This window comes from Bradyrhizobium cosmicum, from assembly GCF_032290525.1.
Taxonomy (GTDB): domain Bacteria; phylum Pseudomonadota; class Alphaproteobacteria; order Rhizobiales; family Xanthobacteraceae; genus Bradyrhizobium; species Bradyrhizobium cosmicum_A.
The window spans coordinates 1-15754 of the sequence record NZ_JASXTA010000015.1 but is presented as its reverse complement, the minus strand read 5'-3'; the positions used below and the strand labels follow the sequence as shown (position 1 = coordinate 15754).

The window sequence follows — 15754 nt, the reverse complement described above, 5'->3', positions numbered from 1 at the left end:
CGCTCGGGTTTTTTCAGCCGGTCATTTGATCGCCGCAAACCTGTATGGGCGATGAACGGCTTAAGTCCTGCTCGTCGGTCTACCCAACTAGAACGCGTATTCCGCGTAGGCTGGTTCCACCGAGCCGTTCCAGGCGCCGTTGAACTTCTCCAGCATCTCCTCGGCCGGCGTCCGGCCGGAATCAACGATGCGATCCAGCGGCTCCAGATGCCGGCTCTCGTCGCGGCCGAGCTGGTCGATCCGGCCGCGCCGGCGCAGACCGGCATGTGCCAGAACGAGGCATTCCCTGGCGATCTCGAAGAGATAGCGGTCCTTGATCCGCGCCTTGAAGCCGAAGCGCGGCACGTCGTCGCGCAGGCCCTGGCGCTCATGCGCGGTCCAGTGCTTCACCAGATCCCACGCGGCGTCGAGCGACACATCATCGTAAAGCAGCCCGGCCCAGAACGCCGACAACGCCGGCAGACGGCCCCACGGGCCGCCGTCGGAGCCGCGCATCTCGAGATAACGCTTGAGCCGTACCTCCGGGAAGATCGTCGAAAGATGGTTGGCCCAGTCCGACAGCGTCGGGCGCTCGCCGGGCAGATTGTTATTGCGGCCATCGAAGAAGGCGCGGAACGAGGAGCCCGAGACGTCGATGTAGTCCTCGCCGCGCTTGACGAAATACATGGGCACGTCGAGCGCGTAATCGACATAGCGCTCGAAACCCATGCCGTCCTCGAATGCCCACGGCATCATGCCTGCGCGCGCATTGTCGGTGTCGCGCCAGATCTCGGAGCGGAAGGAGAGGAAGCCGTTCGGCTTGCCCTCGGTGAACGGCGAATTGGCGAACAGGGCGGTCGCGACCGGCTGAAGCGCAAGCGAGACACGCAGCTTCTTGACCATGTCGGCTTCGGAGGAGAAGTCGAGATTGGTCTGCACCGTGCAGGTCCGGTACATCATGTCGAGGCCGTATTGGCCGACCTTCGGCATGTAATTGGTCATGATCTTGTAGCGGCCCTTGGGCATCACCGGGATGTCGGCGCGCGACCAGGACGGCGTCATGCCGAGGCCAAGGAAGCCGATGCCGAGCGGGGTCGCGATCTCGCGTACCTGCGCAAGATGCGCCATCAGTTCGCTCTGGGTCTGGTGTACGTTCTCGACGGGGGCGCCCGAAAGCTCGAACTGTCCGCCGGGCTCGAGCGAGATCGCGCCGCCACCAGTGACGTCGTAGAGGCCGATGATGTTGCCCTTCTCCATGATCGGCTCCCAGCCGAGCAGGAGCTTCATGCCTTCGAGCAGCGCACCGATGCCGCGCGCGCCCTCGTAAGGCACCGGACGGTGGCCTTCCAGCGTGAAGGGCGTCTTCTCATGCTCGGTGCCCATGCGGAATTCGGACGGGGCCTTGCAGCCGGCCTCGAACCACGCGACGAGCTCATCGCGCGACTGCAGCGGCGTCATGTCGATCTGGTCTCGCGCCATATCAAACTCTAATCAAAAGGCGCTTCGACCGAACGCGCGCGGGTGAGGGGATGGTCCGCGAACCCACCGGGTGCACGGACGAACTGGTGTGCCGCGCGATCATCGCGACGGCGTGGATTCGCTGACGTGGACGGCGGGCGGCAGTTTCATCTCGCCGCACGAGCAGCCCAGGCGATCGAGCAGACCGCTGAGCTTGACGGCATCCGCATCCGAGAGCTTCGAGCCGACATACTTTTCGATCGCAGCCGAATAGGCGCCCCACATCCGTTTCTGCAACTCGCGGCCCGCTTCCGTGATCTCCACGAACTGGCCGCGCTTGTCGATCTTGCATTCACGGCGGGAGGCGAGCCCCTCGTCGACCAGACGGTCGATCAGCCGCGAGGTGGAGTATTGCGGGATCAACATCTGCCGCTCGAGTTCCACCGGTCGAAGCTCGCCGGAAGGTGCGCGCGACAGTTCGAGCAGTGCATCGTACCAGGCCAGCGGGGGGAAGCCGGCCTTCTTCAGGTCCTGCTCGACGCAGTCGAGCACACGGCTCTGCACCCGCATCAGGCGGATCCAGGCGGAAGTCGCCTCGGTCGATGGTTTGCGTTTCATGGTCCCGCTCAAAGTCGTCGCCAGCTCTTACCTCATTCGATGCAGCTGCATCAATCCCGACTATTCCATGCAAGCGCATGTAGTCGTTCTTTCACCCCGGCCAAGCGTCAAGAGGAGGAAATTCCATGAAGCTGTACTATTCGCCCGGCGCCTGCTCCCTGTCCCCCTATTGCACTCCTGGAAGCGGCCTGCCCTATGGGCTGGTCAAGGTCGATATCCGTGCCAAGAAGCTCGAAAATGGTGAGGATTATCTAAAAGCTAGATCCCAAGGGTCAGATTCTCCGCGCTGGGCCTCGACAGCGGCGAGATCGTGACCGAAGGCCCGGCCATTGTCCAGATGATCGCCGATCAGCTTCGGGCCAAGGCGACGGCCCGCGACAGTTCGGAGCGCTGCAGGAGGCGCGAAAGCGAACTCATCCCGCGCCGGATCATCGTACCTGTAATGAGACTTATGAACTATTGTTGGCTAAATGTAAGTGGTGCTGTCTTGTCAGTACCCGCAAAGCGGGCGAGCTTGGCGTGATTGTAGAGGATTATTTGGACTCTCATTGGAGTTGAAATTGTCGATTGCCTTCGTCCTGATCGTCGCAAGTGCGTTGGTCGGAATAGCGACAGGTTACGGCTTCAGGATCTGGGCGCTGGTATTGATCTCGCCGCCAATCGCAGTTTGCTCGGCGATAATTCTTCGCGTTTACGAATTCGGGATGATGGCGGGCGTGACCGTCATCGCGATCTGTCTTGCCGTCTGCCAGCTCGCCTACTTCGCCACAGCCTATCTGCTGCACGCCCGCGCGATCTCATCCCATGACGAACTCGACGGCGAGCCAAGCGAGACAAGCGAGCAAAAAATCCGCCGCCAGCACAAGTAGCGCCAAGCCGGCCCAAAGCACTGGTCCCTTGCGGCGCAGGCGTGCCGGCTTCTGTCGCAGCGAGAGGCGGGCCGTCGCGGGCGCAACAGCATATTTCGCGGTGAGATCGCGACCAAGCGCGGTCTTCCGCAGCACCAAAGAGCTCATCAAGGACACTTTCTTGTTCGTCTTCAACTTGCCGATGGGCCGGCAAGTGTCCCAACCGGGTTTGTGACCCTGACCCGGAGCAAGACTAGTGCCAAGGCCGAGCAAAAGAACGGCGCCGCTTTGACGCGCCTATGGCAATTGCGCGACCCGCGGGGGACTCTGACACGGTTCCTACGCGGATTCCGTGATTGGTTCCACAACCCCGGAACGTTCTGACGCAACCGTGATGAGGCCTGCAAAGGCGAAGGCCGGATCGATGATCCGGCCTCTGTTGTCTTCGGATGAGCGGGTAGCCGGATAGAGCGCAACTAGGCTGCCGCCTTCTTCGGTGCGAAGCGGCCGTAGAAGGTTTCGCCCTTTGCCGCCATCTCCTCGAGCAATTTCGGCGGCGTGAAGCGCGAGCCGTACTTCGCTTCCAGCTTGTGGCAGAGCTCGACGAACTTCTTCGTTCCCATGAAGTCGATGTAGGACAGCGTGCCGCCGGTGAACGGCGCGAAGCCGAAGCCGAGGATCGAGCCGACATCCGCCTCGCGCGGATCGGTGATGACGTGGTCCTCGACCGTGCGCGCGGCTTCCACCGCTTGCACCACCAGGAAGCGCTGCTTCAGCTCCTCGATGTCGAGCGTATCAGGGTCAAGCTGCTTCGGCTGCAGCGCCGAGAGGCCCGGCCACAGGCTCTTCTGACCCTTGCCCTTCTCGGGATAGTCGTAGAAGCCCTTGCTGTTCTTGCGGCCGAGGCGGCCCTGCTTCTCGACCATCTCCACCATCAGCTTCTTCTGATCGGGGTTGATGGCGTTGGGACCGAGATCGGCTTCGGTCGCCTTCATGATCTTGAGGCCGAGGTCGAGCGCGACTTCGTCCGAGAGCGAGAGCGGGCCGACCGGCATGCCGGCCATCTTGGCGCAGTTCTCGATCATTGCCGGCGGCACACCCTCGAGGAACATCTCGTTGCCTTCGGCGACGTAGCGGCCGACGCAGCGATTGGCGAAGAAGCCGCGGCTGTCGTTGACCACGATCGGCGTCTTGCCGATCTGCCGGACGTAATCGAGCGCGGTCGCGAGCGCGACATCGCCGGTGTTCTTGCCCTTGATGATCTCCACCAGCATCATCTTCTCGACCGGGGAGAAGAAGTGGATGCCGACGAACTTGCCCTGGTCCTTGAAGCTCTCGGCGAGCGAGGTGATCGGCAGCGTCGAGGTGTTGGAGGCGAAGATCACGCCCGGCTTCATGTGTTCCTGCGCCTTGGCGAAGGTGTCAGCCTTGACCTTGCGATCCTCGAACACAGCCTCGATGACCAGGTCGACGTCCTTCAGCGCGGCATAGTCGGCGGTCGGCGTGATGCGTGCGAGCAGGGCTTCGGCGTCATCAGGCTTGGCGCGGCCCTTTTTGATCTGCTCCTCGATCACCTTCTGCGCATGCGCCTTGCCCTTGTCGGCGCTCTCCTGGTCGCGGTCGATCAGGACGACGTCGAGGCCGGCCCGGGCCGAGACGTAGCCGACGCTCGCGCCCATGAAGCCGGCGCCGATCACGGCGATCTTCTTGACCTTGGTCGCCGGCACGTCCTTCGGCCGACGCGCGCCCTTGTTCAATTCCTGCATCGACAGGAACAGGCTGCGGATCATCGCGGCCGCTTCCTTCGAGCGCAGCACCGAGGTGAAATAGCGTGACTCCACCCGCAGCGCGGCGTCGATCGGCAGCTGGAGGCCTTCATAGACGCAGCTCATGATGGCGCGCGCCGCCGGATAGTTGTCGTAGGTCTCGCGGCGGTAGATCGCATTGCCCGCCGGGAACATCATCATGCCGGCCTTGGAGAAGACCGGACCACCGGGCAGCTTGAAACCCTTCTCGTCCCAGGGTGCGACGGCCTTGCCACCGCCCTTGATCCAGTCCTTCGCCGCCTTGATGAGCTCGGCTGCGGGGACGATGGCGTGGATCAGATTGAGCTGCTTGGCCTTGTCGACGGTAACGGAATCGCCCTTGAGCAGGATCGTCATCGCGTCCTGCGGCGGCACCAGGCGCGGCACGCGCTGCGTGCCGCCGGCGCCGGGGAACAGGCCAACCTTGACCTCGGGCAACCCGAGCCGCGTCTTGGGGTTTTCGGCCGCGACGCGATAATGGCAGCACAGCGTGATCTCGAAACCGCCGCCGAGCGCGAGGCCGTTGATCGCGGCTGCCCACGGTTTGCCTGACGTTTCGATCGAGCGCAGCACCTGCGAGAAGCGGCGGCTCTGCTCGAACAGCATCTGGTTCGCTGCGGTCTCGCCCTGCTCCTTGAAGACCTTGGCGTAGGCTTGATTCATGCCTTCGAGCATCGACAGGTCGGCGCCGGCGCAGAACGCTTCCTTGGCGGAGGTGATGACGACGCCCTTCACTGCGGCATCGGCCGTGGTTTGCTTGACGATCGCGTCGAGCTCGTTGGTCGAGGTCTCGTCGAGCACGTTCATCGAACGGGCCGGGATGTCCCAGGTGACGAGCGCGATGCCGTCGGCGTCGGTCTCAACCTTGAAATTCTTGTAAGCCATACTGGTTGCTCCCCTTAGACCCGCTCGATGATGGTGGCGGTGCCCATGCCGCCGCCGATGCACAACGTGACCAGGGCGGTGGACTTGTTGGTGCGCTCGAGCTCATCGAGCACGGTGCCGAGGATCATCGCGCCGGTGGCGCCGAGCGGGTGGCCGAGCGCGATGGCGCCGCCGTTGACGTTGATCCTGGCATTGTCGATGTCGAAGGCCTGGATGTAGCGCAGCACGACCGAGGCAAACGCCTCGTTGAGCTCGAACAGATCGATGTCCGACTTCGTCATGCCCGAACGCGCGAACAGTTTTTCGGTGACGTCGACCGGACCGGTCAGCATCATCGCGGGCTCGGAGCCGATGTTGGCGAAAGCGCGGATTTTGGCGCGCGGCTTCAGGCCATATTTGCTGCCCGCTTCCTTGCTGCCGAGCAGAACGGCGCCGGCGCCGTCGACGATGCCCGACGAATTGCCGGCGTGGTGCACGTAGTTGACGCGCTCGATCTCCGGATGCGACTGCACCGCGACGCCGTCGAAGCCACCCATCTGCGCCATCATGGTGAATGACGGCTGGAGCTGGGCCAGCGACTGCATCGTCGTCGAGGGACGCATGTGCTCGTCCTTGGCGAGGATGGTGAGGCCGTTGATGTCCTTCACCGGCACGACCGATTTGTTGAAACGGCCCTCGTCCCAGGCTTTGGCCGCACGCTGCTGGCTCTGCACCGCATAGGCGTCGACATCGTCGCGCGAGAAGCCGTATTTGGTGGCGATCAGGTCCGCCGAGACGCCCTGCGGCATGAAATAGGAAGGTACCGCCATGGACGGGTCCATCGGCCAGGCGCCCCCGGAGGCGCCGATGCCGACGCGGCTCATCGATTCGGCGCCGCCGCCGATCACGAGCTCGTGCTGGCCGCTCATCACCTGGGCTGCGGCAAAGTTCACGGCATCGAGGCCGGAGGCGCAGAAGCGGCTGATCTGTACGCCGGGCACGGCTTCGCCGAGACCTGCCTTGAGCGCCGCAAAGCGCGCGATGTCGCTGCCAGCTTCGCCGACGGGATCGACCACGCCGAGGATGACGTCGTCGACGGAATCTTCCGGCAGGTTGTTGCGGTCCTTCAGCGTCTTCAGCGGCACGGTGGCGAGCGCGAGCGCCGTAACTTCGTGCAGCGCGCCGTCCGCCTTGCCGCGGCCGCGCGGGGTGCGGACGTGATCGTAGATATAGGCATCTGCCATGGGAGCCTCCTGATTGCAGTTATTGGTGACGACCGCTGCGCGGTCGCGATCATTCGTGGGGCGAAATCCTCAGAAGGCTTCCGCCGGCAGTTCCATGATGGTGGCGCAGCCGGACTGGATGCGCGCAAGATTGGCCACGGTCTCCGGCAGCATGCGCTCCATGAAGAAGCGGCCGGTGACGAGCTTGGTCGAGAGATAGGGCGTCGCCCCGCCCTCGGCAATCTTGGCCTGGGTGACCTTGGCCATCTTCGCCCACATGTAGCCGAGCGCGACGAAGCCGAAGAGATGCAGGTAATCGGTTGCGGCGGCTCCGGCATTGTCCGGCTTCGCCATCGCGTTCTGCATCAGCCACGTCGTAGCCTGCTGGAGATGGCCGAGCGAGGCCGAGAGCGGCGCAATGAAAGGCTTCATCGCCTCGTCGCCGCCGTTCTCCTTGGCGAAGGCCATGACCTCGCCGAAGAAGGCCATGATGGCGCGGCCGCCGTCGCGCGGCAGCTTGCGGCCGACCAGATCGAGCGCCTGGATGCCGTTGGCGCCCTCATAGATCATGGCGATGCGGGCATCGCGCACGAACTGCTCCATGCCCTGCTCGGCGATATAGCCGTGGCCGCCATACATCTGCTGCGCCTGCACCGCGTTGGCGAAGCCGTAATCGGTGAGGAAGCCCTTCAGCACCGGCGTCATCAGGCCCATGTGGTCGTCGGCGGCCTGACGGTCCTTGGGATCCTCCGAGCGGTGGGCGACGTCGCTCTTCAGCGCAGTCCACATCACGAAGGCGCGCGCGGCCTCGTTGAAGGCGCGGATCGAGAGTAGCGTGCGGCGCACGTCGGGATGCACGATGATCGGATCGGCTTGCTTGTCCGGTGCCTTCGCGCCGGTGAGCGACCGACCCTGGATGCGGTCGCGGGCATAGGCGACGGCGTTCTGATAGGCGACTTCGGACTGCGCGAGACCCTGAACGGCGACGCCGAGGCGGGCCTCGTTCATCATCACGAACATGCCCTGCATGCCTTTGTTCTCTTCGCCGATCAGCCAGCCGGTGGCGTTGTCGTAGTTCATCACGCAGGTGGAATTGCCGTGGATGCCCATCTTGTGCTCGATCGAGCCGCAGACGACGCCGTTGCGTGCACCAACCGACCCGTCGGCATTCACCAGGAATTTCGGCACCACGAACAGCGAGACGCCCTTGATGCCGGCGGGTGCGCCCTCGACGCGGGCCAGCACGAGGTGAATGATGTTGGGGGCGAGGTCGTGCTCACCGGCCGAGATGAAGATCTTGGTCCCGGTGATCTTGAAGCTGCCGTCGGCCTGGCGGACGGCCTTGGTGCGGAGCATGCCGAGATCGGTGCCGCAATGCGGCTCGGTCAGGTTCATGGTGCCGGTCCACTCGCCGGCCACCATTTTCGGCACGTAGGTCTGCTTCTGCTCGGGCGAGCCGTGCACGATCAGCGCCGCGGTCGCGCCCATGGTGAGACCGCCATACATCGAGAATGCCATGTTGGCGGAGATCTGGAATTCGTTGACCGCCTGGGAGAGCGTCACCGGCAGGCCCTGGCCGCCGAACTCGGTTGGTGCCGACAGGCCGAGCCAGCCGCCCTCGGCGACCTGCTTGAACGCATCCTTGAAACCCTTCGGCGTGGTGACGCTGCCGTCGTCATTGCGCTTGCAGCCTTCGAGGTCGCCGATGCGATTGAGCGGCTGCAGCACTTCTTCGGCGAGCTTGGCGGCTTCGCCGAGAATGGCTTCGCGCACGTCGCTCGAGGCATCGGAGAAGCCGGGCAGATTGTCGTAGCGGTCGATCTGGAAGACGTCGTTGAGCAGGAAGTTCACGTCTTCGACGGGGGCTTTATAGATCGGCATGATGGTCTCCCGGCAAACCTTGAAGTGATATGGGCCTGAGGTGATGATGTTGGCTTATGATTGGCCGGCGGCAAGCTGCTCCGCCATCAGGCGATGCAGCATGTTGATCGCCTTGATCGGACGCACCAGCACCTTGAAATGCGTGATGCGTCCCTCGGTGTCGAAAGTGATGATGTCGACGCCGTTGATCTCGATGCCGTCGATGACGTTCTTGAATTCGAGCACGGCGCCATTGGCGCTCCGCCACTCGCCGACATAGGTGAAGCCGGGACCACCGAGCACCTTCTCGGCGCTGGACAGATATTTGAAGGTGATGTCGCGGCCGCGCTGGGGCGAATGCACCACAGGGCTTTCGAACACGGCGTCGGGATGCAGGAGGTCCCAGAGCGCGGCGCGGTCATGGGACTTCATATAGCCGTACCAGGACTCGAGGCCGGTCATCTCAGGTGCCTCCCTAGGGCAAGGGCAAAAACGCGAAAACAACCCCATGCACAGTAGCGAGAAGGTTGATTCCGCTAAATTTTTTCGGTCGGGTCGTTGGCCCGCCCGCAAGCCGCCTCATATGCGCATTGACGCATATGCGCCGATGCGCATAAAGTCAAGCGGATTGGTTAAGGTCGAAGAAGGGAGGCCGGTGCCATGGCGCTCGGCGACGCAATCCTCGCATGCCTGACGGAACGTCCGATGACGGGCTACGAGCTCGCCAAGACGTTCGACTCCTCGATCGGCTTCTTCTGGAAGGCCGACCACCAGCAGATTTACCGCGAGCTCTCCAAACTGCGCGACCGCGGCTACATTCAGGGCCGCGAGGTCGTGCAATCCGGCAAGCCCAATAAACTCATCTATACGCTCACTCCGGAGGGCCGAACAGCGCTGCGGCACTGGGCCGCGCGGCCCAGCACGCCGCCCTCGATCAAGGATGACCTCCTGGTGCGGCTGCATGCGCTCGACAGCATTGATATCGAGCCGATCCGCACCGACCTGATGGCCCGGCTGGAGCACCACCGCGACCGCCACGAGAACTATGAGCGCATCCTGAAGAAGCGTTTTCCGGACGGCACGGCGGAGGGCCGGCTCGACCTCGGAAACCTGCTGCTGCTCCGCCTCGGCGCCCGCCACGAGCAGATGGTGGCGGACTTCTGCGAGGAGACGCTCGAGGCGCTCTCGGCGATGAGCGGCAAGGGTACGGTGGTGCCGCTCGAGGAAGGCAAGCGCGAGGGCAAGGGCTGAGGTTCTCCCACGCGGCTTCGTCAGGCACGATAGCGGTGTCCCGCCGGGTTCCCGCCGCCCAACTTTAAGACACCGTCAACGGGTTCCTTAACCCGTTATTTACCGTAACAGACAAAAGTCGGTTTTCGAGGCAGACGACCCGCGCCAAATCCGATTGTCTTTGCAACCGGCACGCGAGGGGAGACTGGACGCGCCGGGTGGGGCGCCGGAGTCGGAACCGGACAGAGTCATGAATTCGCGCGTATCGTGGAGTGTTGACGGCATCGATCCATCCGTCCGGGAGCGGGCCGAAGCTGCTGCGCGCAGAGCCGGCATGTCACTCAACGATTGGCTGAACTCCACGCTCGGCGAGACTGCCCCGCCAAATTTTCGCGGACCTCACGATCAGCGTCTTGATCCGCGGCAGCATCCTGATCCGCGGCAGCAAATGCCGAGCCAGGAGAGCCGCGAAGTCGCCGACATCCACCAGCGGCTCGACGCGATCACCCAGCAGATCGAACGAATTTCGAAGCCCGCCCCGCGTCAGGACTCCTCGCGTGAAAAGGACTCCTCGCGTGAAAAAGACGTCTCGCGCGAGCAGGGCGTCGCGCGCCAGCTCAATGACGCCATTTCGCGGCTCGACGCGCGGCTGTCGCAGATCTCCCGTCCGCAATCGCAGCCGCCTCAGGCTCCGCGGCCCGCACCGGTTGAAACGCGCCAGCGCCAGGCCGATGCGGTCGAGCGCGCGGCCGCCCAGGTCTATCGCAGCTCACCGCCGCTAAGCCCCGCGTCGTTCGACGTGGCCGTCGCCGAGATCACGGCACGGCAGAGCGAGCTCGACGGCTTTGCGCCGCGGCAAATGCCGCCGCGCGCGGCGCCATCGATTGCACCCACCGCCGCGCCTTACACACCTGCGATGGCGCAGCCCGCGCCGGCCTCCGCTCCCCCGCCACCGCAGCCGGGGCCGGATTTCTCGTCGCTCGAGCGCCATTTGCTCAAGATCACCTGCCAGATCGAGTCGCTCCAGCGCCCCGACAACACCGAGCAGGCGATCAACGCTTTCCGCAGCGAGCTTGCCGAAATTCGCCACGCCATCACCGAGGCGATGCCGCGCCGCGCGATCGAATCGATCGAGAACGAAATCCGCTCGCTGCACCGGCGCATCGACGAGACCCGCTCGTCCGGCACTGACGGTCAGGTGCTGTCCGGCATCGAGCACGCGCTGTCCGACATCAAGCAGGTGCTGCGCACGCTGACGCCGGCCGAGCAGCTCACCGGGTATGACGAGGCGATCCGCAATCTCGGCGCCAAGCTCGACCTGATCCTGCGCGCCAATGACGATCCGTCGACGGTGCGGCAGCTCGAAGACGCGATCGCCGCGTTGCGCGGCATCGTTTCCAACGTCGCCTCCAACGAAGCACTGGCACGGCTTTCCGACGACGTGCAGCTGCTGTCTTCCAAGGTCGACCAGATCACCCGCTCCTCCGGGCCCGGCGACAGCTTCGCAGTTCTGGAGCAGCGCATCGCGGCGCTCACGGCCGCGCTGGAAGCGCGCGAGCGGCCGCAGCCTGCCGAGAGCAGCGAGCATCTCGAAGCCGCAATCCGTGCGCTGTCGGACCGTTTCGACCGCATGCAGGTCGGCAGTGATTCCGCGTCGACATTTGCGCATCTCGAACAGCGGGTCTCGTATTTGCTGGAGCGGATCGAAGCCGCCTCCGACCCGCGCAACGGCAATCTGAGCCGCGTCGAGGACGGACTGCACGACATCCTCAGGCATCTGGACCGGCAGCAGGCAACGTATTCTGCGCTGGCCGAGAGCCGCAATTCGGCGCCGCCTGCCGATTCCGGCGTGGTGGACGTCGTCAAGCGCGAACTGTCCGACATCCGCTTCAGCCAGGCCGAGACCAACCGCAGCACCCAGGATTCGCTCGAAGCGGTTCACAACGCGCTCGGTCACGTCGTCGATCGCCTCTCCATGATCGAAGGCGATCTGCGCGCGGTGCGCACCGCGCCGCCGGCTCCTGCGCCGCAGCCGATGCCCATGCCGGCGTCCATGGCGATGCCGATGGAGCCCGCACCGATGGCGCGCGAGCCGCGGCAGCAGCACGCACAGCAGCAGCCGAAATACGATCCGAAGCCCGAGCTGCCGAACCCGGCCGCCGCGCAACATCAACAGGCGCAGGCTGCCTTCGTCGCGGCGCCGCGCGAATTCCACGCCTCTGCGGCACCGGGCGCGCCGCCGCCGGTGCCGCCAGCCACGCCACCCCTGCCGCCGCGTGCGATCAGCGAGATCCTGGAGCCGCACACGGCACCGCCGCGCGCCGCGATGGCGCCAGGACTGCCGCCGGACCATCCGCTCGAGCCGGGCACACGGCCCGGCGGTCGCGTCGCCACGCCATCCGAGCGCATCGCCGCCTCCGAGAGCGCCATCAGCGAAATCCCCGCAGCGCCAAAGGAGCCGGTATCCTCGTCGAGCTTCATCGCCGCCGCGCGCCGCGCCGCGCAGGCCGCCGCCGCGCAGCCGCCCGAGAAGCCGGCCCGTGGCGCCAAGGCCGCAATCGCCCGCGCCAAAGACAAGGGCCAGGAAGGCGCCTCGACCATCACCTCGAAGATCCGCTCGCTGCTGGTCGGGGCGAGCGTGGTCGTGATCGTGCTCGGCACCTTCAAGATGGCGATGAACCTGCTCGATGGCGGCACCCCGCCGCCGGCGCCGCAGGCCATGGAGAATTCGTCGAGCGCGCCGGCACCGCAGGCCTCGCCCCCGCCGGCCGAGAGCAAGCCCGCCACGCCCGAGCAGGTTACGCCGTCGATGACCTCGCCGACTCCGATCGGCCGGCAGTCGCAGAACAGCGCCGCACCGGCCCCGGTGAACAATTCCGGCAGCACGGCTTCGGTCGAAATCCCGCCGGTTCCGGTAACGCCGCCCGCGGCGAGCAGCGACGTCACCGGCGCGCTGTCGGGCAGCGGCCGTGCCAAGCTCGGCCTCGTCCAGGTGCCGCCGAGCGAAAAACTGCCTGACGGCATCGGCGGTCCGGGCTTGCGCGCCGCCGCGATGAAGGGCGATCCGACCGCGGCCTACGAGATCGGCGTGCGCTTCGCCGAAGGCAAGGGTGTCGCTTCGAATTACGACGAAGCCGCCAAATGGTACGACCGCGCGGCGCAGGCCGGCGTGGTGCCCGCGACCTTCCGCCTCGGCACGCTCTACGAGAAGGGCTTGGGCGTAAAGAAGGACGCTGACATCGCCCGCCGCTACTACACGCAGGCCGCCGAGCGCGGCAACGCCAAGGCGATGCACAATCTCGCTGTGCTCGATGCCGATGGCGGCGGACGCGGCGCCAACTACAAGAGCGCGGCGCAGTGGTTCCGGAAAGCGGCCGATCGCGGCGTCGCCGACAGTCAGTTCAACCTCGGCATCCTCTATGCCCGCGGCATCGGCGTCGAGCAGAACCTCGCCGAGTCCTACAAATGGTTCACCCTCGCGGCCGGGCAGGGCGATGCGGATGCGGCGGGCAAGCGCGACGACGTCGCCAAGCGTCTCGACCCGCAGTCGCTCGCGGCCGCCAAGCTCGCGATCCAGACTTTTAGCGCCGAGCCGCAGCCCGACGACGCCGTCAATGTCCAGGCGCCCGCCGGCGGCTGGGACAGCGCGCCGCAGGCAAGCGTCAAGCCTGCACCGAAGGCAGTCGCCACCAAGCGCGCGGCCTCGGCGGTGCGTTGATCGGTCTAGTACAGTCTCCCTCCTCTTGTCGTCGCCCGGCTTGACCGGGCGACCCAGTATTCCAGAGGCCGGCGTTAGAGAGCTCGCTCTCACAACAACGGGGACGGCGTACTGGATGCCCCGGACAAGCCGGGGCATGACAGCGGGGAAGGTGGCAAGATCGCGCAATGAAGCAGCCATCTGATCCCTCTTCGCCCATTCACCACGCCCGAAATTCCTGGTCCCTCGCGGCTCCGAATTCCGCTATTGAAGGGCGCGGCAATCGTTTCGTTCCTCCCGCGAGCATTCCGCGCTAGTCGATTCGTCTCGCCGGTGCGTGATTCAATGCAGCTCTATCTTCCGATTGCCGATTTGCCGGTCAACGTCTTCCTGGTGCTCGCCATGGGCGCTGCGGTCGGCTTCGTCTCCGGCATGTTCGGGATCGGCGGCGGCTTTCTGATGACGCCGCTGCTGATCTTCATCGGGATCACGCCGGCGGTCGCGGTGGCGTCGGTTGCGAGCCACATCGCGGCCTCGTCCTTTTCCGGCGCGTTGTCCTATTGGCGGCGGCGTGCGATCGATCCGGCGCTGGCGAGCGTGTTGCTCTGCGGCGGCGTGACCGGCACGGCGCTGGGCGTGTGGACCTTCACGCAGCTGCGTGCGCTCGGGCAGCTCGATCTGATGATCGCGCTCTCCTACGTCGTGCTGCTCACCACGGTCGGCTGCCTGATGTTCTCCGAGGGACTGCGCGCCTTGATGCGGACCCGGCGCGGCGCGGTGCCGCCGCGGCGCACGCACAACTGGATCCACGGCCTGCCGCTGAAGATGCGGTTCAAGCGCTCGAAGATCTATCTCTCGGTGATTCCCGTGGTGGTCGTCGGCACCGTGATCGGCTTCATCGGCGCCATCATGGGCATCGGCGGCGGCTTCATCCTGGTGCCGATCATGATCTATCTGTTGCGGGTGCCGACCTCGACGGTGATCGGGACCTCGATGGTTCTCACCCTGGTCACGATGCTGTTCGCGACCATGCTGCATGCGGTGACAAATCACCTGGTCGACGCCGTGCTGGCGCTGATCCTGATGGTCGGCGGCGTCACCGGCGCGCAGTTCGGCGCCCGTGCCGGGCAGAAGATCCGCGGCGAGCAGCTAAGGCTGCTGCTCGGCCTGTTGATCCTCTCCGTCGGCGTCCGCTTCGCCATCGAGCTGGTGATCCGGCCCGATGATCTCTTCACCATCCGCGAGCTCGGGGTCAACGGATGATGCGCGCGCTCGCCATTCTCCCCTTCCTGTTGCTCGGCTCGGCCGCGCACGCCGAACGGCTGATCGTGTCGGTCTCGAACCACCGCGTCACGGTGACGCCGAACTATTCCGGCGAAGAGCTGGTGCTGTTCGGCTCGGTGGAGAAGGACGCCACGACGCCGGCCGACCGCACGGCTTACGATCTCGTCGTCACCGTGATGGGGCCGCGCGCCGACATGGTGACCCGGCGCAAGGAGCGCGTCTTCGGAATCTGGATCAACACCGACTACCGGCAATTCCTGGAAGTGCCGAGCTATCTGGCGCTGTTCGCCAACCGCCCCTTCGATGTCATCACCTCGCCCGAGATCGCACGGCGCCAGCAGGTAGGGCTCAACAACGTGCTGCTGACGCAGCGCGTCAGCGGCGACTATGCCGATGTGGTGCCGAACGACGCGTTCCGCTCGGCCTTCATCCGCCTGCGCACCCAGCGCGGTCTCTATCGCGAGGACTCGAGTGCGGTGACGTTCCTGACGCCGACGCTGTTCCGGACCGGCATTCCGCTGCCGGCTGAGGTGCCGATCGGCACCTATGAGGTCGAGATCAAATTGTTCGCCAACGGCGCGTTCATCGGCAAGACCGAGACCGCGTTCGAGATCGTCAAGGTCGGCTTCGAGCAGTTCGTCGCGACCAGCGCGCGGCAGAACGGCCTCATCTACGGCCTCGCCACCGCGGCCATGGCGCTGATGACGGGATGGATGGCCTCGATCGTGTTCCGGAAGGATTGAGGAGCTACGCTCTTTCCTCTCGTCGTCGCCCGGCTTGACCGGGCGACCCAGTATTCCAGAGGCCTGCGTTAAAGCGGGATGAGTTTAGTCTGAATCGATTTGGGATTCCCAAATCAGTGTATTTCTGATTCACCATGCTGGCTGG

Annotated in this window: 11 protein-coding genes and 1 pseudogene; 6 read left to right on the top strand and 6 right to left on the bottom strand. The window is 65.0% G+C overall.

Annotation, left to right across the window (positions count from 1 at the left end):
- Window positions 1–87 precede the first annotated feature (87 nt).
- Window positions 88–1458 (bottom strand): glutamate--cysteine ligase, encoded by a 1371-nt coding sequence (locus QSV46_RS25015; RefSeq protein WP_314957873.1) that lies wholly within the window; start codon window positions 1456–1458, stop codon window positions 88–90.
- Window positions 1459–1557: 99 nt separating this feature from the next.
- Window positions 1558–2055: a MarR family winged helix-turn-helix transcriptional regulator gene (locus tag QSV46_RS25010; protein WP_314957871.1), complete on the bottom strand. Its 498-nt coding sequence runs from the start codon at window positions 2053–2055 to the stop codon at window positions 1558–1560.
- Between the two features lie 125 nt (window positions 2056–2180).
- Between QSV46_RS25010 and QSV46_RS25005 the strand changes: the two are divergent.
- Both QSV46_RS25005 and QSV46_RS25000 read left to right on the top strand, forming a co-directional pair.
- Window positions 2181–2461, top strand: a pseudogene (locus QSV46_RS25005) (glutathione transferase GstA); the annotation flags it as partial.
- A 154-nt stretch (window positions 2462–2615) separates the two neighbouring features.
- Complete coding sequence (locus QSV46_RS25000) at window positions 2616–2924, top strand: hypothetical protein (protein ID WP_314957869.1); 309 nt, start codon at window positions 2616–2618, stop codon at window positions 2922–2924.
- 455 nt (window positions 2925–3379) lie between these two features.
- Here QSV46_RS25000 and QSV46_RS24995 read toward each other — a convergent pair whose 3' ends face one another.
- The 4 genes from QSV46_RS24995 to QSV46_RS24980 all read right to left on the bottom strand — a co-directional run bounded on the left by QSV46_RS24995 (window position 3380) and on the right by QSV46_RS24980 (window position 9117).
- The gene (locus QSV46_RS24995; RefSeq protein WP_314957868.1) at window positions 3380–5593 is read right to left on the bottom strand and encodes an FAD-dependent oxidoreductase; all 2214 of its coding nucleotides are present in this window, start codon (window positions 5591–5593) and stop codon (window positions 3380–3382) included.
- Window positions 5594–5607: 14 nt separating this feature from the next.
- Complete coding sequence (locus tag QSV46_RS24990) at window positions 5608–6816, bottom strand: acetyl-CoA C-acetyltransferase (RefSeq protein WP_314957867.1); 1209 nt, start codon at window positions 6814–6816, stop codon at window positions 5608–5610.
- 69 nt (window positions 6817–6885) lie between these two features.
- On the bottom strand, window positions 6886–8676 hold the full coding sequence (locus tag QSV46_RS24985; RefSeq protein ID WP_314957865.1) for an acyl-CoA dehydrogenase C-terminal domain-containing protein: 1791 nt from the start codon (window positions 8674–8676) through the stop codon (window positions 6886–6888).
- Window positions 8677–8730: 54 nt separating this feature from the next.
- Entirely contained in the window at window positions 8731–9117 is a 387-nt protein-coding gene (locus tag QSV46_RS24980; protein ID WP_314957864.1) for a nuclear transport factor 2 family protein, read from the bottom strand.
- A gap of 198 nt (window positions 9118–9315) precedes the next feature.
- Here QSV46_RS24980 and QSV46_RS24975 point away from each other — a divergent pair, with 198 nt between their 5' ends.
- From QSV46_RS24975 to QSV46_RS24960, 4 genes are all read left to right on the top strand, one after another.
- A complete protein-coding gene (locus QSV46_RS24975; RefSeq protein WP_314957863.1) occupies window positions 9316–9906 on the top strand; it encodes a PadR family transcriptional regulator in 591 nt (196 codons plus the stop codon).
- A gap of 229 nt (window positions 9907–10135) precedes the next feature.
- Window positions 10136–13603, top strand: coding sequence for a hypothetical protein (locus tag QSV46_RS24970; protein WP_314957861.1), 3468 nt, complete (start codon window positions 10136–10138; stop codon window positions 13601–13603).
- 324 nt (window positions 13604–13927) lie between these two features.
- Window positions 13928–14845 carry a sulfite exporter TauE/SafE family protein gene (locus QSV46_RS24965; protein ID WP_314957860.1) on the top strand — a complete coding sequence of 306 codons (918 nt, stop codon included), beginning with the start codon at window positions 13928–13930 and terminating at the stop codon, window positions 14843–14845.
- Window positions 14842–15609 carry a TIGR02186 family protein gene (locus tag QSV46_RS24960; RefSeq protein WP_314957859.1) on the top strand — a complete coding sequence of 256 codons (768 nt, stop codon included), beginning with the start codon at window positions 14842–14844 and terminating at the stop codon, window positions 15607–15609. Before QSV46_RS24965 ends, QSV46_RS24960 begins: the two co-directional genes overlap by 4 nt.
- The last annotated feature ends 145 nt before the right edge of the window (window positions 15610–15754 follow it).

Bases quoted from the DNA above. Each gene is read 5' to 3' on its own strand.
- QSV46_RS25015 (WP_314957873.1), bottom strand. From the start codon at position 1,458: ATGGCGCGAGACCAGATCGACATGACGCCGCTGCAGTCGCGCGATGAG.
- QSV46_RS25010 (WP_314957871.1), bottom strand. From the start codon at position 2,055: ATGAAACGCAAACCATCGACCGAGGCGACTTCCGCCTGGATCCGCCTG.
- QSV46_RS24995 (WP_314957868.1), bottom strand. From the start codon at position 5,593: ATGGCTTACAAGAATTTCAAGGTTGAGACCGACGCCGACGGCATCGCG.
- QSV46_RS24990 (WP_314957867.1), bottom strand. From the start codon at position 6,816: ATGGCAGATGCCTATATCTACGATCACGTCCGCACCCCGCGCGGCCGC.
- QSV46_RS24985 (WP_314957865.1), bottom strand. From the start codon at position 8,676: ATGCCGATCTATAAAGCCCCCGTCGAAGACGTGAACTTCCTGCTCAAC.
- QSV46_RS24980 (WP_314957864.1), bottom strand. From the start codon at position 9,117: ATGACCGGCCTCGAGTCCTGGTACGGCTATATGAAGTCCCATGACCGC.
- QSV46_RS24975 (WP_314957863.1), top strand. From the start codon at position 9,316: ATGGCGCTCGGCGACGCAATCCTCGCATGCCTGACGGAACGTCCGATG.
- QSV46_RS24970 (WP_314957861.1), top strand. From the start codon at position 10,136: ATGAATTCGCGCGTATCGTGGAGTGTTGACGGCATCGATCCATCCGTC.
- QSV46_RS24965 (WP_314957860.1), top strand. From the start codon at position 13,928: ATGCAGCTCTATCTTCCGATTGCCGATTTGCCGGTCAACGTCTTCCTG.
- QSV46_RS24960 (WP_314957859.1), top strand. From the start codon at position 14,842: ATGATGCGCGCGCTCGCCATTCTCCCCTTCCTGTTGCTCGGCTCGGCC.